Here is a 21,100-nt window from a genome sequence, read left to right as displayed (position 1 = left end):
ACGACATGACACCCCGTCCCTGCCACCGAGGCACCGGCACTATGCCTGACCAGAGGAAACGCACCCGTCACTATCGGAAAGACAACGGCTTCTGAACGAAAACGGTCGGGGACCGGTCGGGCCCGGCCGGGAAAGTCCAGCCCTCCCGCCCCGCCCTCAGCTGAGCGCGGCCTTCACCGCGGCGGCCACCCGGCCACCCTCGGCGAGCCCGTCCACCTTCGGCTTCACCAGCTTCATCACGGCGCCCATGCCCTGCGGCCCGGTCGCCCCGCTCTCGGCGACGGCGGCGGCCACGATCGCCGTCAGCTCCTCGTCGGAGAGCTGCTTGGGCAGGTAGCCCGCCAGCACCTCGCCCTCGGCCCGCTCACGGGCGGCCGAGTCGACCCGGCCCGCCTTGTCGAACGCCTCGGCGGCCTCCCGGCGCTTCTTCGCCTCGCGGGCGAGCACCTTCAGCACCTCGTCGTCGGAGAGCTCCCGCTTCGCCTTGCCCGCCACCTCCTCGCTGGTGACAGCGGAAAGCGTGAGCCGGATGGTGGACGAGCGCAGCTCGTCCCGGTCCTTGATGGCAGCCGTGAGGTCATCCTGCAGCTGCGCCTTCAGCGTGGTCATGGCCCCGAGTCTCCCACCTGCGACGTTCGACCGCCCAGCATTAACGCCCGGGCCCACCGGCACACGACGGATTCTGCCGGGCTCCCCCGCCTCCCGGTCGGTGGTGACATGACTGGCGAGCGGACGCCCGGACCGGCTCACCGACCCCGGCCGGGCGCGCCCGCCCCGCGTCGCCCCCGCCGAGCCGTCCGGAGGGGCCGCTTGGAGCAGTGTCCCGTGTCCCCGCGCACCCACCGGACGTTCACCAGCTGATCCGCCGTCTGAGAGCATGGAGCGATGCGACCGCTGTACTCCGTTCCCCTCGGAATCGCCGCCACCGGCGCCGCCTGCCTCGCCTACTCCGCCGGGTACGAGGTCCGTTCCTTCCGGCTCCGCCGGGTCGAGGTCCCCGTCCTGCCCCGGGGCGCCCGGCCCATCCGGGTACTGCAGGTCTCCGACATCCACATGGTCAGCGGACAGGGCAAGAAGCAGCGCTGGCTGCAGAGCCTCGCCGGGCTCCGCCCCGACCTGGTGGTGAACACCGGCGACAACCTCTCCGACCCGCTCGCCGTCCCCGCCACCCTGGACGCGCTCGGGCCGCTGATGGAGTTCCCCGGCGTCTACGTCTTCGGCTCGAACGACTACTACGGCCCGGCCCGCAAGAACCCGGCCCGCTACCTCCAGGCGATGCGCAGCGGCGCCCACGGCATGAACAACCCGGACGGCAGCGCGCGCCGCGGCATCACCGGCGCCGTGCACAACCCCTGGGAGAAGCTGCGGGACGGCTTCGACTCCGCCGGCTGGCTCGACCTCACCAACACCCGGGGCCGGCTGAACCTCGGCGGCCTCGACATCGAGTTCACCGGCCTGGACGACCCGCACATCCGCCGCGACCGCTACAGCGAGGTCAGCGGAGGCCCGTCCGCCGACGCCGACCTCTCGCTCGCCGTCGTGCACGCCCCCTACCTGCGCGTCCTGGACGCCTTCACCGCCGACCGCTACCCGCTGATCCTGGCCGGCCACACCCACGGCGGCCAGCTCTGCGTCCCCTTCTACGGCGCGCTGGTCACCAACTGCGACATCGACGCCAAGCGGGTCAAGGGCCTCTCCACCCACCAGGCCGGCGGCCGCCGCTCCTACCTGCACGTCTCCGCCGGCTGCGGCACCAACCGCTACACCCCCGTCCGCTTCGCCTGCCCGCCCGAGGCCACCCTCCTCACCCTCACCCCACCCCGCTGACCTGCGACGGACGCCCGCCGGGAATCGGATTTCGTCTCTCGGCGAGCGTCCGGTAGAGTTCTACTCGTTGCGAAGGAGACAGAGCAACAAAACGCAGGACCGGGGTGTGGCGCAGCTTGGTAGCGCGCTTCGTTCGGGACGAAGAGGCCGTGGGTTCAAATCCCGCCACCCCGACCCAGGTCAGAGGCCCTATCGGAGAGATCCGACAGGGCCTCTGACGCATGTGCCGGCACGCAAGTACAGCAACTGCTGTGGCTGCTGGCGGCCTTCACCCGCTGTCGGCCCGGCCGCCCTGCGGAGCAGCCGACCTGACAGGGGGTCGATCGGGCGGAGGCCGGGCGGAGGTCCGACCATCCCTGTCTGCGCGAAGGCGCCCGAGTGGCTGACGGTCCGTCTGCGGCTCCGGGGGCCGATCGCGGCGCCCGTGATCGACGGGACGCCCGCCGGCGCGGCGCTCCGCAGCAAAGTGGTTATCGCGACCATGCCAGGACCGGGCCGGACCGAGAGTAGCCTGGACATCACCGAAGGCACTTCGCATGCCGGCACCGGACACTGGCGTCGTCTCCGGCGAGTGGCAATGCCGGATCCGGCCCCGGGCGGGTCCGGGGACAGGTCCTTGATCATGACTGCGACCCTCAATCGTGCAACGACGCCCGCTGCCCTGGAACCCGCCGTGCGGCTCTCCCTTGCGCCCGACGGCGCGCGGGCCGGACGCCTGGACGGAGCCTGGTGGCCCCGCTCGCGTGATCTTCTTCTCGAACTCCCCTCCCTGGCAGCCGAAATCGACGGGCGGTGGGGCCGGATCACCCGGATCACCGTGAATCCCGCGCAGTGGCCCGTCATCCCCCGGCGCATCCCGGTCACGGGGCACACCGTCCATGCGGGCTGGTTCACCACCGAGCAGGACGAGCACACGATCGCGGTCTACTCCTACGCTCCTCGTCGGCTGAACCTGCTGGTCGTCCCGCCGGCGACGGATGCCGTCGTTGCCGCCCGGCTGATGTCCGAGGCGACCGCTCCCGCCAACACCCGGACCGCGAGTGAGCTGCTCGCCGCCGAGGCGGACAGCGGTGCGGCAGGGCAGGAGTTCCGCCCCGACTTCCTGCCGTCGGCCGCCGCGCCGGGCGACGGCCCCGGCGAGGCGGGAAGGCGCGCGGCCGTCGCCCGGAGCAGGGCCGCTTCCTGGCCGGTACCGGCGTAGCCCGCGGACCCTCGTCCGGTCGGGGCCTGGCGCGTCACTCGCGTGACCACTCGGTTTCGGCCTGGGGCTCGCCGGTGGGGTCGGGCCCGTCCCAGAGGCGGATCCTGATCGCCCGGGGGCCGGGAGCGGGCCGGGAGAGGGTGCGGACGAGCACGTCCCGCAGGTGGTTGGCCGCCCGCTGGGGCGGTCCGTCGTACTCCAGCGGGTCCGGCAGGGGGGCGTCGTCGTGCCGGGACCAGCGGCCGTCGTCGTCCTGGGTCTCGAGAACCCACCGGTAGCGCGGCATCCTGGCCTCCTGTGACAACGAACCTGCCCCAGGACAGACCGTAAGGGCCGGACCGGGCGACGGCGACCGGTGAACGTCCGGTGCCGGTTAGTACTCGGAGCCGCTTCGCAAGTAGGTGCCCGCGACCTGGAGCCACGCCGAGGCGCTGAAACAGGCTTCGACCGCGTGCGGAGTGTCCTCGAAGACGCGCAGGATCCGCAGTGCCCCGCTCGGGTGCAGGTCGTACTCGTACGTCAAGCCGTCGGCAGTGTCCTGGTACTGCATGTCCAGCGGCCCCTTCGACGGCTCCGATGGCGACCGGGCGTCGGTCGAGAGTTTCACGTAGACGGACATTTCGCCGCCTCGCCTTTCTGTCTTCGAGGAGTCCGCGTTCAAGGAGTCCGCGGTGGAGACCGTCCCCCTCAGGTCGCTTCGGCCGGAGGCTCGGCGCCGATGCCGGTGGCGATGAGGATCTGTCGGGCCGAGTCGGTACCGTCGGCCTGGACCGCTCGCGTCATCGCGGCAAGAGCCGCTTCCTGGCTCGCCTGCGGGGGGACGACGAGCAGACTGAAATGATCGCGGTCGCCCCGCGTGATGATCACCGTGTCGTCACCCACCGGATACCGGTCGATCCGCACCGACCGGCCGTCGACGACCAAACGGGCCGGGACGTCGTCCCACGCCTCCGCGTCCAGACCAACGCTCGCGACGGGCCCCAGATGCTCGGTGAGCGCGGCGACCAGACCGGGCAACTCGGCGCCGATGTCACGCGAACGAGGCCACCACGCGCCGTCGAGCAGCCCCTCGCGCGACCGCGTGGTCTCCAGACGCAGCAGCACCGTACCCGGCCTCGCCGACTGCCGGAACCGGTCCGGCAGAAGCCCCGGGTGCGGAGCACCGGATTCGTCCGACATGGCTCGCCACCTATCCGCAGGAGCAGGTCGGGGCCTGCTGACGTAGGGGCGCCCCTTCGGTTGCGGCGGCGTTGCGGCGGCTCGGGTCGTCCCGATATCCCCACGCTACTCCGCCCGTGCCGGGCCGGGCCGGCCGCTCGCCCCGTTTCTCCTTCAGGACATGGGAGAGCGCGCACACGACCGCGCGCACACCGTCCTCCGACCGCCGGCACGGTCGACTCGGTCGATGAGCTGCTCCTCCCCTGCCGTGTTGCCCGGTGCTGTCGCGACCTGAGGGCGGTCGGGTGGGACGGCTGCCGGTGCCGCCGTCACCTGGGTGGCGGTGGGGCCGTTGGGAGGAGTATGAACTCCTTTGCTGAAACGCGGCCCTTTCCTGGCCATCATGGGCCGACGAGCGTGCCGCTTCCGTATGTGGGCCAGCAGATTCAGACCACGCACCTGCAGCGGCTGGACACCGATCGTTGGGATGCGCGGGTGCCGGCCGGGCAGCTGGTGGGGCTTGGCGAAGCCTTCGACGCGGCTGAGCGGTTGGCGGCCAGGCGTGACTTCCTGGCGGGTTCGCCCCAGAACCTGGAGCGGGAACGGGTGCTGCGGGAGCGGCCCGAGGACTACGGGGTCGTCGGGCGGTTGGTGCTCGGCGCCGAGAACGTCCTCTGGGTTCCGGACGGCAGCCGGACCAGCGGCACGGTCCAGCTTCTCGGGCCCGAGTGCATCGACGGGTACCAGCGGATCGCGCTGGTCGCCCGCCTGGCCACGGACCTCTCGCCGGCGCACCTGGACCGGGCGGTGCTCGATGTCCGGATCGTCACCGGACCGGCCCGTGAACAGGCCCGGGCCGAGCACGACCGGGCGTACCTCTACCACCACCCGACCACCGCGCAGGATCTGCTGACCCGCGAGCCGGTGATGTGCCGGCTGGTCAAGCAGTTCGACCGGGACCGGCTCTACTTCCGGCTGCACCGTGGTGAGCGACGTGGTCCCCACCGGACCGGGTACTCCGTCGACGAGGCGACGACGGCTCTCGCGCTGTTCTCCTGCGACGCCCTCCCCGCTCTGGGGCATCTCGCCCTCGACGAGAGCGGGCGCGAGGAGATCTGGTGGGAGCCGTCCGCGCCGGCGTTCCGGGCACTGTTCAACCAGAAGACGCAGGCGACCGGCGTCCGCATCGCCATCATGATCCGTCGGACCGTTCACCGTGTGCTCGCGGAGATGAGCCGCGTCCGGTCGGACCGGCACTGGCACTTGCTGGAGGACGCGCCCGACCTCGTGGTCTGGGCGGTTGCCCGCAACCTGCCGATCGATCGGCTGCATGACGATGAACGGGCACCTGACGCCCCGGCATGGGAGCGCATCCACGACCACGAGGTGCCTGAGCTGACCCGCCGGACAGCCGAGCGGCTGGTCAAGGGCTACCTGAAGGTGCGCCCGAAGGGGGTGCACCGGAAGTCGGAGGTCGGGGAGCTCTCCAAGTGGCACGAGATCCTCCAGGCGGCCAAGGTGATCTGAGCCCCTGAGGGGCCGCCGGGAACGCGCAGTCCACCGCTGTCGCCGTAGGTGCCGATCTTCGCCAGTCCGCCGACCGGTTCGGCGGTGAGCGGCACGGAGGGGCGGACGGGCGGGACGTAGTGCGGCCGGCTCAGGGTGGGCACGACGGACCTGGAGCACCGCGAAGGCGGCCAGGGCGACCGCCATGGCGTCTGCGCCCGGACGTGTGCCTGGTGGACACCAGGATGCCGGGACCGGACGGTACCGACGTCACCCGTGCCCTGGCCGGCCCCGGTGGCTCGGGGTCCGCAACCGGGTGGAGATCGCCGCCTGGGCCTGGGAGAGCCGGCTCATGAACTCCATGGAGCCGCAGGCCGACGGATGGCCGGCGGCGTTCAGAGCAGGGCCGGGAGGTCGGCGCGGGAGGTGATGCCGAGCTTGGGGTAGGCCTTGTAGAGGTGGTGGCCGACCGTGCGGGGGCTGAGGAAGAGCTGGGCGGCGATGTCCCGGTTGGTGAGGCCCTGGGCGGCGAGCCGGACGATCTGGAGTTCCTGCGGGGTGAGGGTGGTGAGAGGGGAGCCGTCGGTCGGCGGGGTGGGCGCGGTGGTGCCGGTGGCGGTGAGTTCGGTGCGGGCGCGGTCGGCCCAGGGGCGGGCGGCGAGGCGCTCGAAGGTCTCCAGGGCGGCCCGCAGGTAGGGGCGGGCGTCGGTGCGGCGGCGTTCGCGGCGCAGCCACTCGCCGTAGAGGAGGGCGGTGCGGGCCTGTTCGAAGGGGCGGTGGGTGCCGTCGTGGAGGCGGAGGGCGGCGCGATAGGCGGCTTCGGCGAGTTCGTCCGGGCTGAGCAGGGCCTGGCAGCGCAGCCGTAGCGCCTCGGCCCAGGGCTGGGCGGCGGCGCCGGCCCAGCGGGCGAAGCGCTCGTACGGCTCCGCGGCACGCTCGGGGGTACCGAGGCGGACGGCGGCCTCGACCAGGTCGGGGACGGCGCGGGTGGCGCTGACATGGTGCCGGTAGCGGCCGGTGGTGAGGGCTTGGAGGCGGTCGGCGGCGCCGGCGGCCCGGCCCTGGCCGAGGTCGAGAACGGCGAGCGCCCACTGGGCCCAGGGCTCGCCGGGGGCGGGGGCGGCGGACCGCGGTGCGGTGGTGAGGGCGGTGGCGGTGCGGGCGGCGCACTCCTCGGCGGCGCCGCCGAGTGCGGCCAGGAAGCCGAGCAGGGCGCTGAGCTGGCTGACCCACTGGTGCTGGCCGGTGTCCCGGGCGAGGGCCAGCGCCTCGGTGGCGGTCACCTCGGCGTCACGGTGGCGGCCGTGGAAGAGCTCCGCCTCGGCGAGGAAGAACTGGAGGGTGGGCAGCACCCCGATGGTGCCCTTGGCCCTGGCCTCGGCGATGAGTTCGCCCGCGAGTTCGATGGTCTCGGCGTCCCGGCCGAGGACGAGGGTCACGCCGCAGAGCTGCACGAGGTCGCTCGGGGTCTCGGCACCGGCCCGGCGGGCCACGGCCGCGGTGTCCCTGGCGGCGGGCAGCGGCGGCGCGGGGTGGCCCAGGGCGGGAAGGACGGCGGCCGGCAGATGGCGGGCCAGCGGGGTGAGCGGGTCGCCCTCGGCGAGCGGGAGCCGGGCCAGCCGGTCGAGGACGACGGCCACCGGCTCCTCGCCGACGTACCAGGCGGTGTGAAAGGCCTGGAGGAGCATGCGGGCCGCGTGCGGCGCCTCGATGTCGGTACCGGCGGCGTCCAGCAGCAGCCGGTAGGCGGTGGGGTAGGAGCCGCGCCAGAAGTGCGCGGTGGCCCGGACCTGGTCGAGCAGGGCGTGGGCGAAGGGGTTGTCGGTCCGGGCTCCGGCCCGGTCGGCGAGCGCCTCGGCCTGTGCCAGCTTGCCCTCCTCGGTGGCGGCTTCGGCGGCGAGCACCAGGCGGCGGGTGGCGCCGTCGCGGTCGGGGGTGAGTCGGGCGGCGCGCTCGTACGCGGCGGCGGCGCCACCGTGGCCGCCCCGGGCCTCGGCCCGTACGGCGGTGCGTTCCAGCGCGTCGGCGAGGTCGGCGTCGGGGGCGGTGGCGGCGAGGGCGAGGTGCCAGGTGCGGCGGTCGCCGTCCTCCAGCGCCTCACCGATCGCCCGATGAACCGTCAGTCGCTGCTGGAGTGGCGCCCGTTGGAGGATTGCGGCGCGCAGCAACGGGTGCCGGAAGGCCAGTCGGCGGTCGGCGGTGGTGGTGACCAGGCCCGACTCCTCGGCGGGCGCGAGGTGTTCGGCGGTCGCCCCGAGGACGGCGGCGGCCGGGAGAATGACGTCCAGGTCGCCGTTCTCCTCGGCGGCGGCGACCAGCAGCAGGTTCTGGGTGGCCGGCGGCAGGCCGGTGACCTGGCCGTGGAAGGCGATCTGCAGGCGACTGGTGAGCGGCAGGACGCCGGGGGCACCGGTCGCGGTGGCGGACTCGCAAAGGGCGATGGGGAGTTCGGTGAGGGCCAGCGGGTTGCCGGCGGCCTCGGCGAGCAGCCGTCGCCGGACCTCGCCGGGGAGTTCCGGCCCGGCGCGGGAGGCGAGGAGTCGGGCCGCGTCCGGCTCGTCGAGGCCGGACAGCCGGAGCTCGGGCAGACCGGCAACCGGGAACGCCTCACCGGGGCCGCCCGGCGGGCCAACGTCCCGGGCGGCCAGCAGCAGGACGACTCCTTCCGCCTGGAGCCGACGGGCGGCGAGCAGCAGCGCGTCGAGGGATGCCCGGTCCAGCCACTGTGCGTCGTCCACCACGCACAACAGCGGCTGTTCGGAGGAGAGTTCGGCCAGCAGGCCAAGGGTGGCAAGGCCGGTGAGCAGCCGGTCGGCGGGCACGGTGGCGGCCTCGCTGAGCCCGAACGCGGCCTCCAGTGACCGGCGTTGCGGTCCCGGCAGAGCGGGGAGCCGGTCCAGGCCGGCCGCAAGCAGCAGACTGAGCCCGGCGAAGGGGAGTTCGGCCTCGCACTCGACGCCGGTGGCCCGGATCACCCGGAACGCGTCACCCGCCGCCGCGACCGCGTGGTCCAGCAGCGCGGTCTTGCCGATGCCCGGCTCGCCCCGCAGCACCAGCACCCCGCTGCGGCCGCCCCGCGCCCCGTCGAGCAGCCCGTCCACGGCGGTCTGCTCCCGCTCCCTGCCGTACAGCGTCCCCATCCCCCGACCCTACCGATCCGGCCGCCGGCCCGCCCCTGGCCGGTCTGCTCGCCCACCCGCCCGCCGACAGCGCACCGGCAGGCCCGGCCAGGTACGTACGCCGCTACCTATGCGTGACGGATTCGGCCGCCCCGCGATCTCCGTACCGTCATGACCAGCGGGACCGAGCAGCGGGGAAGGCCCGCCGAACCACCCCGCAGGACAAGGGAGATGACCATGAACGACATCCAGCCGGCCGACCTCCAGCAGCTTGCCGGGCGCTACGTCGCCACCTGGAACGAGACCGACCCGGCCACCCGCCGCAAGCTGATCGACGAGCTGTGGGCGGAGGACGGCAGCTACACCGACCCGCTGGCGGCGGTCACCGGCCGGGACGGCGTCGACGCCCTGATCGGCGCGGCCCAGGAGCAGTTCCCCGGCCTGGAGTTCACCCTCGGACCGGTCGACGCCCACCACAACATCGCCCGGTTCACCTGGAACCTCGGACCGGCCGGGGCGGAGGCCCTGGTGATCGGCTTCGACGTGCTGGTCGCCGGGCCGGACGGCCGGATCGCCTCGGTGCACGGCTTCCTGGACCGCGTGCCGGGCGCCTGAGCCATCGCGGACGGCGGGGGCGGACACGCCTGGTCCGCCCCCGCGCCACGGGCCCCAAAGACAAAACGCCCCGCCCGCGACCGGCGCCCGACTCCCCCGAGGAGAAACCGAGTGAGGAGAAACCGAGATGAGCACCGCCCTGCGCACCCGGCCGGTCACCGGGGACAACCCGGCCCCCTCCCCCAGGGGCCTGCTGCCGGTGGTCCTGACCGCCACCTTCATGACCGCCCTCGACGCCTTCGTGGTCAACGTCGCCATACCGTCCGTCCAGGCCGATCTCGGAGCCGGACCGGCCGCTGTCCAGTGGGTCGTCGCCGGCTTCGGCCTGGCGCTCGCGGCCGGCCTGGTCACCGCGGGGCGGCTCGGCGACCGCTACGGACGGCGCCGGGTGTTCGCCCTCGGCCTGGCCCTGTTCACGCTCGCCTCGGCGGGCTGCGGCCTGGCCCCGACGGCCTCCGCCCTGGTCGGCGCCCGGGTGGTCCAGGGCCTGGCGGCCGCGTTGATGGGCCCGCAGGTGCTGGCGATCCTGCGGACGGCGTTCAGTGGCGCGGCGCAGGCCCGGGCGTTCGCGAGGTACGGGCTGACCATGGGCCTCGGTGCGGTGTTCGGCCAGCTGATCGGCGGCGCGCTGATCCGGGCGGACCTCTTCGGCCTGGACTGGCGCAGCTGCTTCCTGATCAACCTGCCGGTCGGCCTCACCGCCCTCGCGCTGGTCCGCCGCTGTCTGCCGGAGTCGCGCTCCCCGCACCGGCCCGGCCTGGACCCGGTGGGCGTGCTGCTGATCACCGTCGCGCTGACCGCTCTGGTGCTGCCCCTGATCCAGGGCCGCGAGGAGGGCTGGCCGCGGTGGACCTGGCTCTGCCTGGGCGGCGCGGCCGCGCTGCTGGCCGCCTTCGCCGCGCACCAGCACCGGTCCCGTGGCACCGGCTCGCCGCTGGTCGACACCCGGCTCTTCCGGACCAGGTCCTTCGGTGCCGGTCTGCTCGCCCAGCTCGCCTTCTGGCTCGGGCAGGCGTCGTTCTTCCTGGTGCTCGCCCTGCACCTGCAGCTGGGCCGCGGTCTGGACGCGCTCGGGGCCGGTCTGGTGTTCACCGCGATCGGGGTCGGCTACCTGCTCACCTCCACCACCGCGCACCGCTTCGCCGCCCGCCTCGGCCGCCAGGCGGTCGCGCTCGGCGGGCTGCTGATGACCGCCGGGCTGGGCCTGCTGGGCCTCGCCGCGTACGGCGGCGGGACGACCGGCAGCGTCTGGTGGCTGGCGCCCGGCCTGTTCGTGGACGGCCTCGGGATGGGTCTGGTGATCGCCCCGGTCACCTCCGTCGTCCTGGCCGGGGTCGAGCCGCGGCTGGCCGGTTCGGCGGCCGGGGTGCTGTCGACCGTCCAGCAGGTCGCCGGGGCGCTCGGGATCGCGCTGATCGGCATCGTCTACTACGGCACCGGGGACCCGGTCGCGGCTTTCGGCCGGAGCGTGGGGGCGCTGGCGGTGCTGGAGCTGCTGCTGGTGGGCCTGGTGCAGCTGCTGCCCCGCCGGGCGGGCTGACCCGCCGCCCGGGGAGCGCACGGTCCTCGGGGAGCGCGGTCGGGCCCGGCCGGGCACCGGTCGGGCCCACCCGCCCGTTCCGTTCACTGCCCCCGATCGGGTTGGATGGACGGATGAGCGAGGAGAAGAGCGCCGTACCGGCGTGGGAGCAGCGGTTCAGGGCAGCACGCGTCTCACTGCCGGACTGGGCCGAGGACGCCCCCGAGCGGGCACTGTACGTGTCCAACGCGACCGGTACCTACGAGGTCTACGCCTGGGACCGCGCGACCGACACCCACCGCCGGGTCACCGACCGGCCGAACGGCACCACCGACGCCGAACTGTCCCCCGACGGAGCCTGGGTGTGGTGGTTCGACGACCACGACGGCGACGAGTTCGGCATCTGGCGCCGCCAGCCCTTCGCCGGGCGTCCGGGCGGCGAGGACGGCCCCGACGAGGAGGCCGTGCCGGGCCTCGCCCCTTCGTACTCGGCGGGCCTGGCGCTCGGCCGGGACGGCACGGTCGTGGTCGGCCGCTCCACCGACGAGCAGGGCACCACGCTGCACCTGCGCCGCCCGGGCGCGGCCGAGGCGGTCGAGATCTACCGGCACGAGGAGTACGGCGGCGTCGGCGACCTCAGCTACGACAGCTCCCTGCTCGCCATCGACCACACCGAGCACGGCGACGCCATGCACGCGGCGATCCGGGTCGTGCGGCTCTCCGACGGTGCGACCGTCGCCGAGCTGGACGAGGTCACCGGCCGTGAGGACCCGCGCGGGGTCGCCTGCCTCGGCTTCGCGCCGGTGGACGGCGACACCCGGCTGCTGGTCGCCCACCAGCGCACCGGCCGCTGGGAGCCGATGATCTGGGACGTCGCGACCGGCGCCGAGACCGCGCTGCCGCTGCGCGACGAGCACGGGCGCGAGCTGCCCGGCGACGTCTCGGCGCAGTGGCGCCCCGGCGCGCGGGCGCTGCTGGTCGAGCACGAGTACGAGGCGCGCAGCGAGCTGTTCTCGTACGACCTCACCGACGGGGTGCTGACCCGTCTGGACACCCCGCGCGGCACGGTCGGCGGCGCGACCGCCCGCCCCGACGGCACCGTGGAGTTCCTCTGGTCGTCCGCCGCCGAGCCGTCCGCCGTCCGCTCCACCGCCGGAACGGTGGTGCTGCGGGCGCCCGGCGCGGTGCCGCCCGGCTCGGTGCCGGTCGAGGACGTCTGGGTGGACGGACCGGGCGGGCGGGTGCACGCCCTGGTGCAGCGACCGGCCGGCACGGGCCCGTTCCCGACCGTCTTCGACATCCACGGCGGGCCGACCCACCACGACAGCGACTCCTTCGCCGCCGGCCCGGCCGCCTGGCTGGACCACGGCTTCGCGGTGGTCCGGGTCAACTACCGCGGCTCCACCGGCTACGGCCAGGCCTGGACGGACGCGCTGCGCGAGCGGGTCGGCCTGATCGAGCTGGAGGACATCGCCGCCGTCCGCGCCTGGGCGGTGGACAGCGGGCTCGCCGACCCGGCCCGGCTGGTGCTCGCCGGCGGCTCCTGGGGCGGCTACCTCACCCTGCTCGGCATCGGCGTGCAGCCGGAGAACTGGACGCTCGGCGTCGCCGCCGTGCCCGTCGCGGACTACCTGACGGCGTACGACGACGAGATGGAGGCGCTGAAGTCGCTGGACCGCACGCTCTTCGGCGGAACGCCGGAGGAGGTGCCCGAGCGCTGGACGGCCTCGTCGCCGCTGACGTACGTGGAGCAGGTGCGGGTACCGGTCTACATCAGCGCCGGGGTGAACGACCCGCGCTGCCCGATCCGGCAGATCGAGAACTACGTCGAGCGGCTGGAGCGGCTGGGCAGGCCGCACGAGGTCTACCGGTACGACGCCGGGCACGGCTCGCTGGTGGTGGAGGAGCGGATCAAGCAGCTGCGGCTGGAGATCGACTTCGTGCGACGGTACCTCGGCGGAACGGGCGGCGGGGCCGGAGGCGGACAGGACCAGGATCAGGACCAGGCCGGGGCGGCCGACGGGGGGAACGGGTGAGACGTCTGCTGACGCTCATGGGGGTGGGGGTGGCCGGGGCGCTCGTGCTCACCGGCTGCTCGGGTCAGGACAGCAGCAGTTCGGCGGACTGTCCGCCGCCCGCCGCTCCGCAGTCGACGGCTTCGGCCTCGGCTCGGGCGACTGCGGCGGCGACGGCCGCGGCCGTGGCGGAGAAGGGGGGCACGGTCGTGCGGGCGGCCTTCCGTACGACGGAGGTCGCGGCCGGGGAGGACGGTGGGACGGTGCTGCTCGCCAAGGGCTCGTCCGGGTCGAAGGGGTCCTCCTCCGGCTCGAAGGGGTCCAAGGGGTCCAAGGGCGGGCGCACCACGCGCCACCACACCGACCACTACGACTCGGACGACAACCACGGCGGCGGCAGCGGCAGCCGGTGCGGCCAGCAGGCACCACCGACCCAGTCACCGTCGCCGGCCCTGACGCCGCCGTCGCAGTCACCGGTCCCGGCGCCGTCCCTGCCGGGCGCGCCGTCCAGGCCGGTCGCACCACCCGCGAAGCCGTCCCGCTGAGCCGAGCCGAGCCGCCGAGCTGAGTTGAGCCGGGGCGGGCGGCGCTACTCCAGGACCGGGTCCAGCCCGAGGGCCCGGTCCTGCTCGGCCTCGGCCTCGCGGCGCACCAGGCGGAACCACATGAAGACCACGAAGCCGCCGAAGACGAACCACTCCAGGGTGTAGCCCAGGTTCTGGAACGCGCGCAGGGTGAGCCCGTTGCCGCCCTGCGGCTGCACCGTCGGCACCGTGCTCAGCCCGGCCGGCACGGCGTCCGCGGACACCCAGCCGTCGTACCAGCCGTCGTAGGACAGCACGTTGACGAGCGCGGCCCGGTTGATCGTGCCGAGCTGGCCGGACGGGAGACCGCCCGCCACCGCGCCACCGCTGCCGCTGCTCTCCCCGGCCTGCAGGCGCCCGGTCACCGTCACCTCGCCGACGGGCGGTACGGCGGCGGCGGACGCGCCCTCGGCGGGCGTGCCCGGTGCCCAGCCCCGTACGACGGCGACGGCCCGGCCGTCGCCGGTGCGCAGCGGGGTGAGCACGTAATAGCCCTGCTTGCCGTCCACCACCCGGTTGGGCACCAGGAGTTGGTGCTCCTCGTCAAAGGTGCCGGTCACCGTGACGGCTCGGCCGACGGTGTCGGTGGTGACCTGCGGCCGGGCGGCGTCCAGCAGTTCGTCCAGCGGCTTGGCCACGCCGGCGTCGTCGACCGCCCGGCTGATCTCCTTGTGCGAGGAGACCTTGTCCTCGAACCGCCCGAGCTGCCAGGAGCCGAGCCAGAGACACACCGCCACGGCCGTCACGGCCAGCGCGGTGCCACTCAGCCAGCGCGGGGTCAGGAGGAACCGGTACACACCCCCCACGGTAACCACTCCTCACACCTCTCCCGACCACAGGGGTGCCGCGCCGCGCCTCCCGAACATCGGGAACCGCTGCCGGGGCGTCCACCGGGGCGTCCGCCGACGGGAGTGGAAAGTCGGCCGGGCCGACTCCTCGGGCACCGTCCGGCCCGCACCGTCCGGCCCGCACCGTCCGGCCCGCACCCGCCTGGCCCGGCGCAGGACCGGCGCGGGTTCAGCCCCGCCTCACTCCGGCCTCACCCCGGCCTCACCTCGCCGACGGCGAGGCGCTCGGCTGTGCGCTCGGCGCCGGCAGGGCCTGGGGCGCCGTCCGGTAGACCGTGCCCGCGCAGGCGCCCGGAAGGACGGCCGCGGCGGCGACCGGGCCGCCCGGGGCCGGGGTGTGGGCGAGGGTGACGGCGGGCGGCGGGGCGGTGGTGGCGGTGGCCGTGGGGCTGGGGGCCGAGGTCGGCCCGGCCGTCGGCGAGGCGGACACCGGGGGAGGCACGCTCGGTGCCCCCGAGGCGCCGACCTCAGGGGCGCCGCCGGTACCGCCCAATCCGTCGGGCTGCGACCCCGCCAAGGTGCCCGAGCCCGAGGTACCCGAGCCCGTGCCCGAGGTGCCCGTGCCCGAGGTGCCCGAGCCGCCCGGGGCGGCGGGCGCGCTGGGCGATGCCCCGCCCGGCACCGGGCAGCCGGTGTCCGGCACCCAGCCGAAGTCCACCCGGTACCCGGCCTGCGGTGCGAGCACCAGGCCCTGGCCGCCCCCGTTCGCGGCGGACCCGTTCGCGGCGCCCGTCCCCGCGGCCGCGTCCGGGGTGGGCAGCCCGGTCGCCGGGTCGCCCGCCATGTGGTCGGCCACCCGGATCCGGCTCTGGTCCGTCCCGGATGCGGCGGTGACCGCCACCGAGCCCGGACCGCCGAGCCGGCAGCTGCGCGCGGAGGTGTTGAACACCGTGAAGTGCCCGTAGATCTTCCCTCCGCCGTCGGCCGCGCCGACCGTCGAGGTCCCGCGGCCGAGATCCGCCCTGGTGCAGAGCGGGACCAGCGGGTCGCCGGTGCTGGGCGCCGGGGCCGGGCTGGACGCTCCGGCCCCCGCTCCGGCCTTGCTCGCGCCGGGACTGGGCGGGACGGTGGCGGATCCGGACGGCCGGCCCTGGTCGCCGGGCCCGTCGGCGTCGGGGTGCGGCAGCCGGCCCGGCCCGGCGGAGTCGGCGCCGGCCGTGGCGCCCGCGGACGCCGGGGCCGCACCGCTGTGGGCACTGGGCGAGCCGGGGCCGCTGGAGAGGTCGAGGCGCTCGCCGGAGCGCAGGGCGGGCAGCACGATGGCCACCGCGGCCACCAACGCGGCGGCCCCGGTCAGGGCCCCCCGGCGGGCGGCCCGGCGGCGGGGCACCGCACGGCGGATCCGGGGCAGGCCGGCCGGGTCGGGCTGGACCTCGGCCACCGCCCGCTGCATCAGCGAACGGACCAGCAGTTCCTCGGCGTTCAGCCCGTCCAGGTCGCGGTCCTGCTCGCCGGTGTCCCGTGCGGCCCGCGTGGCCCGTACGTCCCATGCGGCCGGCGCGTCCTGCGCGGCCCGGGTGTCCCGCGTGCTCCGTGCGCCGCCCGAACCGCGTGCGCCGCTCCCGCCCGGTGCGCCGTTGCCGTCTCGTGCGCCGCTGCCGCCCGGTACGCCGCCCGGGCCGTGGGCGTCGGTCCGGTCCTCAGCCATTCCCGGCCTCCATCTGGACCCGCAGCGCGGCGAGTCCACGCGAGCCGTACGCCTTCACCGAGCCGAGCGAGATGCCCAGGGTCTCCGCGACCTGCGCCTCCGTCATGTCCACGAAGTAACGCAGCACCAGAACCTCCCGCTGACGGCGTTGCAGACCCCGCAGCGCGGCCTTCAACTGATCGCGCTCCAGCGCATCGTAGGCGCCTTCTTCTGCACTGGCCATGTCAGGCATGGGCTTTGGCAGCAGCCGCAGACCGAGGATGCGGCGACGCAGCGTGGAGCGGGACAGGTTCACCACGGTCTGCCGCAGATAGGCGAGCGTCTTCTCGGGCTCGCGCACTCTCCGCCGGGCCGAGTGCACCCGGATGAACGCCTCCTGCACCACGTCCTCGCAGGTCGAGAGGTCGTCAAGAAGCAGCGCGGCCAACCGCAACAGCGAGCGGTAGTGGGCCTGATAGGTCTCGGTGAGCAGGTCCTCGCTGGTACCCGCGTCGGTGTCCGCGCCGGAATCCGCCGCGCCGGGTGCGACCGCCGTCATCTGGCTGTCTTCCGGCCTATCCGCAGGCCACTGGGCGCGCGGCGAGAACGTCACCGCGACCGTCGTCGAGATGCCCGCCCCTGCCCCCACCATCACGTTCGCCACGCCCGTTGGACACTCGATCCCCTGTCATGGTTGCCCAGCCCGCGAGACATTCTCGCGCATGGCCGAATCCCCCTCCAGGGGATCCGAGGGGGATTCCGGGCAGGAATGCGGAGCAGGGTCTGTCGGCCCCTCAGCCGGACAGCTCGCCCACGACCAGTTCGGCGATCTGGACGGCGTTGAGCGCCGCGCCCTTGCGCAGGTTGTCGCCGCAGAGGAAGAGGTCCAGTGCCGCCGGGTCGTCCAGCGCCCGCCGCACCCGTCCGACCCAGACCGGGTCCGTCCCGACGACATCGTTCGGCGTGGGGTACTCCCCCGCCGCCGGGTCGTCGTACAGCACCACGCCGGGGGCGTCCCGGAGGATCTCCTGTGCGTGCTCCTGGGTGACCTCGCGTTCGAAGACCGCGTGCACGACCAGCGCATGGGTGCGGACCACCGGGATGCGGACGCAGGTCGCCGAGACCCGCAGGGCCGGCAGGCCGAGGATCTTGCGCGACTCGTTGCGGACCTTCAGTTCGTCGGACGACCAGCCGCCGTCCATCAGCGAACCCACCCACGGCACCGCGTTGAGCGCCAGCGGCGCCGCGAACGGCCCGTGGTCGGCGATCACCGCGCGCAGGTCGCCGGTCTGCTCGCCGACCTCGGTGCCCGCGACCAGCGCGACCTGCTCGCGCAAGGTGTCCACGCCGGTCCGGCCCTCGCCGGAGGCCGCCTGGTAGGTGGCGACCATCAGGGCGCTGAGCCCGTACTCGGCGTGCAGCGCGCCGATCGCCGCGATCATCGCGAGCGTGGTGCAGTTGGGGCTGGCGACGATGCCGCGCGGACGGATCCGCAGCGCGGCCGCGTTCACCTCGGGGACGACCAGCGGGACGTCCTCGTCCATCCGGAACGCGCCGGAGTTGTCCACCACCACGACGCCCTTGGCGGCCGCGATGGGCGCCCACTGGGCGGAGACCTCGTCGGGGACGTCGAACAGCGCGACGTCGATCCCGTCGAAGACCTCCTCCGTCAGCGCCAGCACCTCGACGGGCTCCCCGCGCACGGTCAGCTTGCGGCCGGCCGAGCGCGGGGAGGCGACGAGACGGATCTCGCCCCAGATGTCGTGGCGGAGGGAGAGCAGGCCGAGCAGCACCTCGCCGACCGCGCCGGTGGCGCCGACGACGGCGAGGTTCGGCCGCCGGGTCATCGCCCGGTGCCTCCGTAGACGACCGCCTCGTCCGAGTCGCTGTCCAGCCCGAAGGCGCTGTGGACGGCGCGCACGGCCTCGTTGACGTCGTCGGCCCGGGTGACCACCGAGATGCGGATCTCCGAGGTGGAGATCAGCTCGATGTTGACGCCGGCCTCGGAGAGCGCCTCGAAGAAGGTCGCGGTGACGCCCGGGTTGGAGCGCATACCGGCGCCGACCAGGGAGATCTTGCCGATCGCGTCGTCGTAGCGCAGCGACTCGTAGCCGATGCCCTCCTTGACCCGGCCCAGCGCGTCGATGGCCTTCTGGCCCTCGGCCTTCGGCAGGGTGAAGGAGATGTCGGTCAGCCCGGTCGACGCGGCGGAGACGTTCTGCACCACCATGTCGATGTTGACCTCGGCGTCCGCGATGGCGCGGAAGATGCGCGCCGCCTCGCCCGGCTTGTCCGGCACGCCGACGACGGTGACCTTGGCCTCCGAAGTGTCGTGGGCGACTCCGGAGATGATGGCCTGCTCCATCTCGCCCCCTTCGGGCTGGTTCGGGTTGTCGTTGCTGACGATCGTCCCGGGAAGGCCCGAGAAGGACGAGCGTACGTGAATCGGGATGTTGTAGCGGCGCGCGTACTCCACGCAGCGGTCGAGCAGCACCTTGGAACCGGACGACGCCAGCTCCAGCATGTCCTCGTACGCGATCCAGTCGATCTTGCGGGCCTTCTTCACCACGCGCGGGTCGGCGGTGAACACGCCGTCCACGTCGGTGTAGATCTCGCAGACCTCGGCCCTGAGGGCCGCGGCGAGAGCGACGGCGGTGGTGTCCGAGCCGCCGCGGCCGAGCGTGGTGATGTCCTTGCTCGACTGCGAGACACCCTGGAAACCGGCCACGATCGCGATGTTGCCCTCGTCCAGGGCGGTGCGGATGCGGCCCGGCGTCACGTCGATGATGCGCGCCTTGTTGTGGACGGAGTCGGTGATGACACCGGCCTGGCTGCCCGTGAAGGACTGGGCCTCGTGCCCCAGGGATTTGATCGCCATGGCCAGCAGGGCCATGGAGATGCGCTCTCCAGCGGTCAGCAGCATGTCGAACTCGCGGCCGGCGGGGAGAGGTGACACCTGCTCCGCGAGTTCGATGAGCTCGTCCGTCGTGTCGCCCATCGCGGACACCACGACGACGACCTCATGGCCGGCCTTCTTGGTATCGACGATTCGACGGGCCACGCGCTTGATGCCCTCGGCATCCGCAACGGATGAGCCGCCGTACTTCTGCACGACAAGGCCCACGTGCGCTCCTCGACTTGTGTCGTTTCCGGGGGCTCTGGGCCCCCGCACCCCCGGGGGGAGGGGGTTGTGCGGTCCGCGCCAGTCTACCGAGCAGGGGTGCCGCGACCGGCGCTTTCCATATGGTGAGATGTATGTTTCAGCAGGTGGGTGCCGTGCGGGACGGTCCGACCGGCAGGTCTGCGGGGGATCCGGCGCGGCCCCGAAGAATCGGCGGGCGAATGGGCGGTGGCCCCCGGTTTTCGCCGGGGGCCGGGAACCGTGAGGCTTGCGTCACAATCCGCGTTTCCGTCGCCCCGTCCGGGGTCCCGGGCGTTTCGGCCGGGCTTCCACCGCTTTGTCCGGGGCTGTTTTCTCCGGGCCTGTTTTCTCCGGGGCCCGCACTCTCCGGGCTCGCGCCGTCCGGACCTGCGCCGTCTACCGCCCGAGCCCCAGTTCGGCCGCCATCAGATCGCCGGCCTGCTGTTCCAGCTGCTCGTCGGTCAGCCCGTCGTCGTCGGTGTCCGCACCGTCCGGCACCGCCCCGATCGGACTGTCCAGCCGGACGTGCGCGATCAGCGACTGCAGCGCCCGGAGCACCGCCGAGCAGGTCGTGCCCCAGTTGGAGAGGTACGAGAACTGCCACCACCAGAGCGCCTCGCTGACCCGGCCCTCGCGGTAGTGGGTCAGCCCGTGCTGGAGCTCGCTGACCACGCCGGCCAGGTCGTCCGAGATCCGGAAGGCGTTCGGCTTCTCCGGCGGCCCGTACGGGTCGAAGACCTCGTGGTAGACGTCGATCGGCGCGAGCAGGTCGGCCAGCCGCTCGCGCAGCTGCTCACCGTCCGGCTCCGGCCCGGCATCGGGCTCGAACCGGTCCTCCGGGACGACGTCCTCGATCGCGCCGAGCCGGCCGCCGGCCAGCAGCAGCTGCGAGACCTCCAGGAGGAGCAGCGAGACCGCGCTGCCGGGCTCGTCGCCCTTGGCCACCTCGGTGACGGCGAGCACGAAGCTCTCCACCGAGTCCGCGATCTGCACCGCGAGGTCGTCCGGCTCCGAGCCGTGCGCGTGGATGTGCGGAGTGTGCTGCTGCTCCGCGGCGTGGTGCTGCCCGTTCTGGTGCTGCTGCCCGTGGGACTGCTGGTGGGGCGCGTGGGGCTGCGGGTTGATCGTCCGGTCAGACATCGAGCAGTCGTCTCCCTTCGAAGGCGCGGCCGAGGGTGACTTCGTCCGCGTACTCCAGATCCCCGCCGACGGGCAGACCGCTCGCCAGCCGGGTCACCTTCAGGCCCATCGGTTTGCAGAGCCGGGCCAGATAGGTGGCGGTCGCCTCCCCCTCCAGGTTGGGGTCGGTGGCCAGGATCAGCTCGGTGACCGTGCCGTCCGCGAGGCGTGACAGCAGCTCGCGGATCCGCAGATCGTCCGGACCGACGCCCTCGATCGGGCTGATCGCGCCGCCCAGCACGTGGTAGCGGCCGCGGAACTCCCGGGTGCGTTCGATCGCGACGACGTCCTTGGACTCCTCGACCACGCAGATCACCGCGAGGTCGCGGCGCGGGTCCAGACAGACCCGGCACTGCTCGGCCTCCGCGACATTGCCGCAGACCACGCAGAACCGGACCTTGTCCTTGACCTCCAGCAGCGCGTGCGCCAGCCGGCGGACGTCGGTCGGGTCGGCCTGCAGGATGTGGAAGGCGATCCGCTGCGCGCTCTTGGGCCCGACGCCGGGCAGCCTGCCCAGTTCGTCGATCAGGTCCTGAACCACGCCCTCGTACAACGTCGCGCCTTCCCTCAGGTGTGGATGGTGGTGCTCCTGGTTGGTGGTGCTCCGGTGCCATCATCCAACGAATCGGGCGCCGGACACACCGGCCGACGCCCGACTCCCGCATAAATCACACAGGTCCGTTGTCTGAACTTCAGAACTTCGGAGCGCTACTTCACGCTACTTCGAGCCCCGCAGGCCTCGGTGAGGCTGCTGCGGGGC

The 21,100-nt window shown here is 73.6% G+C and carries 19 protein-coding genes, 1 tRNA gene and 1 pseudogene; 8 read left to right on the top strand and 13 right to left on the bottom strand.

All coding sequences use genetic code 11. The annotated features are described in order from the left end of the window. Positions 1-156: 156 nt before the first annotated feature. Positions 157-609, bottom strand: a complete 453-nt coding sequence (locus ACIQIB_RS36285) for a GatB/YqeY domain-containing protein (RefSeq protein ID WP_363604063.1) — start codon at positions 607-609, stop codon at positions 157-159. A gap of 276 nt (positions 610-885) precedes the next feature. Between ACIQIB_RS36285 and ACIQIB_RS36280 the strand changes: the two genes are divergently transcribed. From ACIQIB_RS36280 to ACIQIB_RS36270, 3 genes are all read left to right on the top strand, one after another. Further along, positions 886-1,827, top strand: a complete 942-nt coding sequence (locus ACIQIB_RS36280) for a metallophosphoesterase (RefSeq protein ID WP_363604062.1) — start codon at positions 886-888, stop codon at positions 1,825-1,827. A 100-nt stretch (positions 1,828-1,927) separates the two neighbouring features. After that, positions 1,928-2,001, top strand: a tRNA-Pro gene (locus ACIQIB_RS36275). A 448-nt stretch (positions 2,002-2,449) separates the two neighbouring features. Continuing rightward, a complete protein-coding gene (locus ACIQIB_RS36270; protein WP_400763295.1) occupies positions 2,450-3,028 on the top strand; it encodes a DUF5994 family protein in 579 nt (192 codons plus the stop codon). A 34-nt stretch (positions 3,029-3,062) separates the two neighbouring features. Here the strand turns inward: ACIQIB_RS36270 and ACIQIB_RS36265 are convergent, their stop codons facing one another. The 3 genes from ACIQIB_RS36265 to ACIQIB_RS36255 form a co-directional block, all read right to left on the bottom strand. Continuing rightward, on the bottom strand, positions 3,063-3,314 hold the full coding sequence (locus tag ACIQIB_RS36265; RefSeq protein ID WP_363604059.1) for a hypothetical protein: 252 nt from the start codon (positions 3,312-3,314) through the stop codon (positions 3,063-3,065). An 87-nt stretch (positions 3,315-3,401) separates the two neighbouring features. Continuing rightward, the gene (locus ACIQIB_RS36260; RefSeq protein WP_363604058.1) at positions 3,402-3,647 is read right to left on the bottom strand and encodes a hypothetical protein; all 246 of its coding nucleotides are present in this window, start codon (positions 3,645-3,647) and stop codon (positions 3,402-3,404) included. Between the two features lie 68 nt (positions 3,648-3,715). Next, positions 3,716-4,207 carry a DUF5994 family protein gene (locus tag ACIQIB_RS36255; protein ID WP_363604056.1) on the bottom strand — a complete coding sequence of 164 codons (492 nt, stop codon included), beginning with the start codon at positions 4,205-4,207 and terminating at the stop codon, positions 3,716-3,718. A gap of 411 nt (positions 4,208-4,618) precedes the next feature. On the opposite strand from ACIQIB_RS36255, the gene ACIQIB_RS36250 reads away from it, so the two are divergent. Together ACIQIB_RS36250 and ACIQIB_RS36245 are read left to right on the top strand one after the other, a co-directional pair. Beyond that, positions 4,619-5,713 carry a hypothetical protein gene (locus ACIQIB_RS36250; protein WP_400653417.1) on the top strand — a complete coding sequence of 365 codons (1,095 nt, stop codon included), beginning with the start codon at positions 4,619-4,621 and terminating at the stop codon, positions 5,711-5,713. A 188-nt stretch (positions 5,714-5,901) separates the two neighbouring features. Beyond that, positions 5,902-5,988, top strand: a pseudogene (locus tag ACIQIB_RS36245) (DNA-binding response regulator); the annotation flags it as partial. A gap of 99 nt (positions 5,989-6,087) precedes the next feature. Here ACIQIB_RS36245 and ACIQIB_RS36240 read toward each other — a convergent pair. Continuing rightward, positions 6,088-8,832 carry an AAA family ATPase gene (locus tag ACIQIB_RS36240; protein WP_400763292.1) on the bottom strand — a complete coding sequence of 915 codons (2,745 nt, stop codon included), beginning with the start codon at positions 8,830-8,832 and terminating at the stop codon, positions 6,088-6,090. A gap of 216 nt (positions 8,833-9,048) precedes the next feature. On the opposite strand from ACIQIB_RS36240, the gene ACIQIB_RS36235 reads away from it, so the two are divergent. The 3 genes from ACIQIB_RS36235 to ACIQIB_RS36225 all read left to right on the top strand — a co-directional run bounded on the left by ACIQIB_RS36235 (position 9,049) and on the right by ACIQIB_RS36225 (position 12,981). After that, the gene (locus tag ACIQIB_RS36235; RefSeq protein WP_363604051.1) at positions 9,049-9,426 is read left to right on the top strand and encodes a nuclear transport factor 2 family protein; all 378 of its coding nucleotides are present in this window, start codon (positions 9,049-9,051) and stop codon (positions 9,424-9,426) included. Positions 9,427-9,553: 127 nt separating this feature from the next. Beyond that, positions 9,554-10,966: an MFS transporter gene (locus ACIQIB_RS36230; protein WP_363604049.1), complete on the top strand. Its 1,413-nt coding sequence runs from the start codon at positions 9,554-9,556 to the stop codon at positions 10,964-10,966. Positions 10,967-11,079: 113 nt separating this feature from the next. Then, positions 11,080-12,981, top strand: coding sequence for a S9 family peptidase (locus ACIQIB_RS36225; RefSeq protein WP_400763290.1), 1,902 nt, complete (start codon positions 11,080-11,082; stop codon positions 12,979-12,981). A gap of 64 nt (positions 12,982-13,045) precedes the next feature. Here the strand turns inward: ACIQIB_RS36225 and ACIQIB_RS36220 are convergent, their stop codons facing one another. The 8 genes from ACIQIB_RS36220 to recR form a co-directional block, all read right to left on the bottom strand. Then, positions 13,046-13,294: a hypothetical protein gene (locus tag ACIQIB_RS36220; RefSeq protein ID WP_400763287.1), complete on the bottom strand. Its 249-nt coding sequence runs from the start codon at positions 13,292-13,294 to the stop codon at positions 13,046-13,048. A 255-nt stretch (positions 13,295-13,549) separates the two neighbouring features. Further along, positions 13,550-14,341 carry an SURF1 family protein gene (locus ACIQIB_RS36215; protein ID WP_363604044.1) on the bottom strand — a complete coding sequence of 264 codons (792 nt, stop codon included), beginning with the start codon at positions 14,339-14,341 and terminating at the stop codon, positions 13,550-13,552. 253 nt (positions 14,342-14,594) lie between these two features. Beyond that, on the bottom strand, positions 14,595-16,040 hold the full coding sequence (locus ACIQIB_RS36210) for a hypothetical protein (RefSeq protein ID WP_400763284.1): 1,446 nt from the start codon (positions 16,038-16,040) through the stop codon (positions 14,595-14,597). Beyond that, the gene (locus tag ACIQIB_RS36205) at positions 16,033-16,578 is read right to left on the bottom strand and encodes a SigE family RNA polymerase sigma factor (protein ID WP_363604200.1); all 546 of its coding nucleotides are present in this window, start codon (positions 16,576-16,578) and stop codon (positions 16,033-16,035) included. Before ACIQIB_RS36205 ends, ACIQIB_RS36210 begins: the two co-directional genes overlap by 8 nt. Before the next feature lie 235 nt (positions 16,579-16,813). Then, positions 16,814-17,866, bottom strand: coding sequence for an aspartate-semialdehyde dehydrogenase (locus ACIQIB_RS36200; protein ID WP_400763282.1), 1,053 nt, complete (start codon positions 17,864-17,866; stop codon positions 16,814-16,816). After that, on the bottom strand, positions 17,863-19,143 hold the full coding sequence (locus ACIQIB_RS36195; protein ID WP_363604040.1) for an aspartate kinase: 1,281 nt from the start codon (positions 19,141-19,143) through the stop codon (positions 17,863-17,865). Before ACIQIB_RS36195 ends, ACIQIB_RS36200 begins: the two co-directional genes overlap by 4 nt. 414 nt (positions 19,144-19,557) lie before the next feature. Then, complete coding sequence (locus ACIQIB_RS36190; protein WP_363604038.1) at positions 19,558-20,301, bottom strand: DUF5063 domain-containing protein; 744 nt, start codon at positions 20,299-20,301, stop codon at positions 19,558-19,560. Further along, positions 20,294-20,893: a recombination mediator RecR gene (recR, locus tag ACIQIB_RS36185; RefSeq protein WP_363604037.1), complete on the bottom strand. Its 600-nt coding sequence runs from the start codon at positions 20,891-20,893 to the stop codon at positions 20,294-20,296. The genes ACIQIB_RS36190 and recR overlap by 8 nt, the downstream gene beginning before the upstream one ends. Between the last annotated feature and the right edge of the window lie 207 nt (positions 20,894-21,100).

The sequence above is a fragment of the Kitasatospora sp. NPDC092286 genome, from assembly GCF_044755565.1.
Classification (GTDB): Bacteria; Actinomycetota; Actinomycetes; order Streptomycetales; family Streptomycetaceae; genus Kitasatospora.
The sequence above is the reverse complement of the archived record's forward strand: the minus strand, read 5'-3'. Positions and strand labels throughout refer to the sequence as shown.

Coding starts and splice junctions, on each gene's coding strand:
- ACIQIB_RS36260 (WP_363604058.1), bottom strand. CDS start 3,647: ATGTCCGTCTACGTGAAACTCTCGACCGACGCCCGGTCGCCATCGGAG.
- ACIQIB_RS36285 (WP_363604063.1), bottom strand. CDS start 609: ATGACCACGCTGAAGGCGCAGCTGCAGGATGACCTCACGGCTGCCATC.
- ACIQIB_RS36255 (WP_363604056.1), bottom strand. CDS start 4,207: ATGTCGGACGAATCCGGTGCTCCGCACCCGGGGCTTCTGCCGGACCGG.
- ACIQIB_RS36240 (WP_400763292.1), bottom strand. CDS start 8,832: ATGGGGACGCTGTACGGCAGGGAGCGGGAGCAGACCGCCGTGGACGGG.
- ACIQIB_RS36210 (WP_400763284.1), bottom strand. CDS start 16,040: ATGGCTGAGGACCGGACCGACGCCCACGGCCCGGGCGGCGTACCGGGC.
- ACIQIB_RS36235 (WP_363604051.1), top strand. CDS start 9,049: ATGAACGACATCCAGCCGGCCGACCTCCAGCAGCTTGCCGGGCGCTAC.
- ACIQIB_RS36280 (WP_363604062.1), top strand. CDS start 886: ATGCGACCGCTGTACTCCGTTCCCCTCGGAATCGCCGCCACCGGCGCC.
- ACIQIB_RS36270 (WP_400763295.1), top strand. CDS start 2,450: ATGACTGCGACCCTCAATCGTGCAACGACGCCCGCTGCCCTGGAACCC.
- ACIQIB_RS36225 (WP_400763290.1), top strand. CDS start 11,080: ATGAGCGAGGAGAAGAGCGCCGTACCGGCGTGGGAGCAGCGGTTCAGG.
- ACIQIB_RS36265 (WP_363604059.1), bottom strand. CDS start 3,314: ATGCCGCGCTACCGGTGGGTTCTCGAGACCCAGGACGACGACGGCCGC.
- ACIQIB_RS36190 (WP_363604038.1), bottom strand. CDS start 20,301: ATGTCTGACCGGACGATCAACCCGCAGCCCCACGCGCCCCACCAGCAG.
- ACIQIB_RS36200 (WP_400763282.1), bottom strand. CDS start 17,866: ATGACCCGGCGGCCGAACCTCGCCGTCGTCGGCGCCACCGGCGCGGTC.
- ACIQIB_RS36230 (WP_363604049.1), top strand. CDS start 9,554: ATGAGCACCGCCCTGCGCACCCGGCCGGTCACCGGGGACAACCCGGCC.
- ACIQIB_RS36205 (WP_363604200.1), bottom strand. CDS start 16,578: ATGACGGCGGTCGCACCCGGCGCGGCGGATTCCGGCGCGGACACCGAC.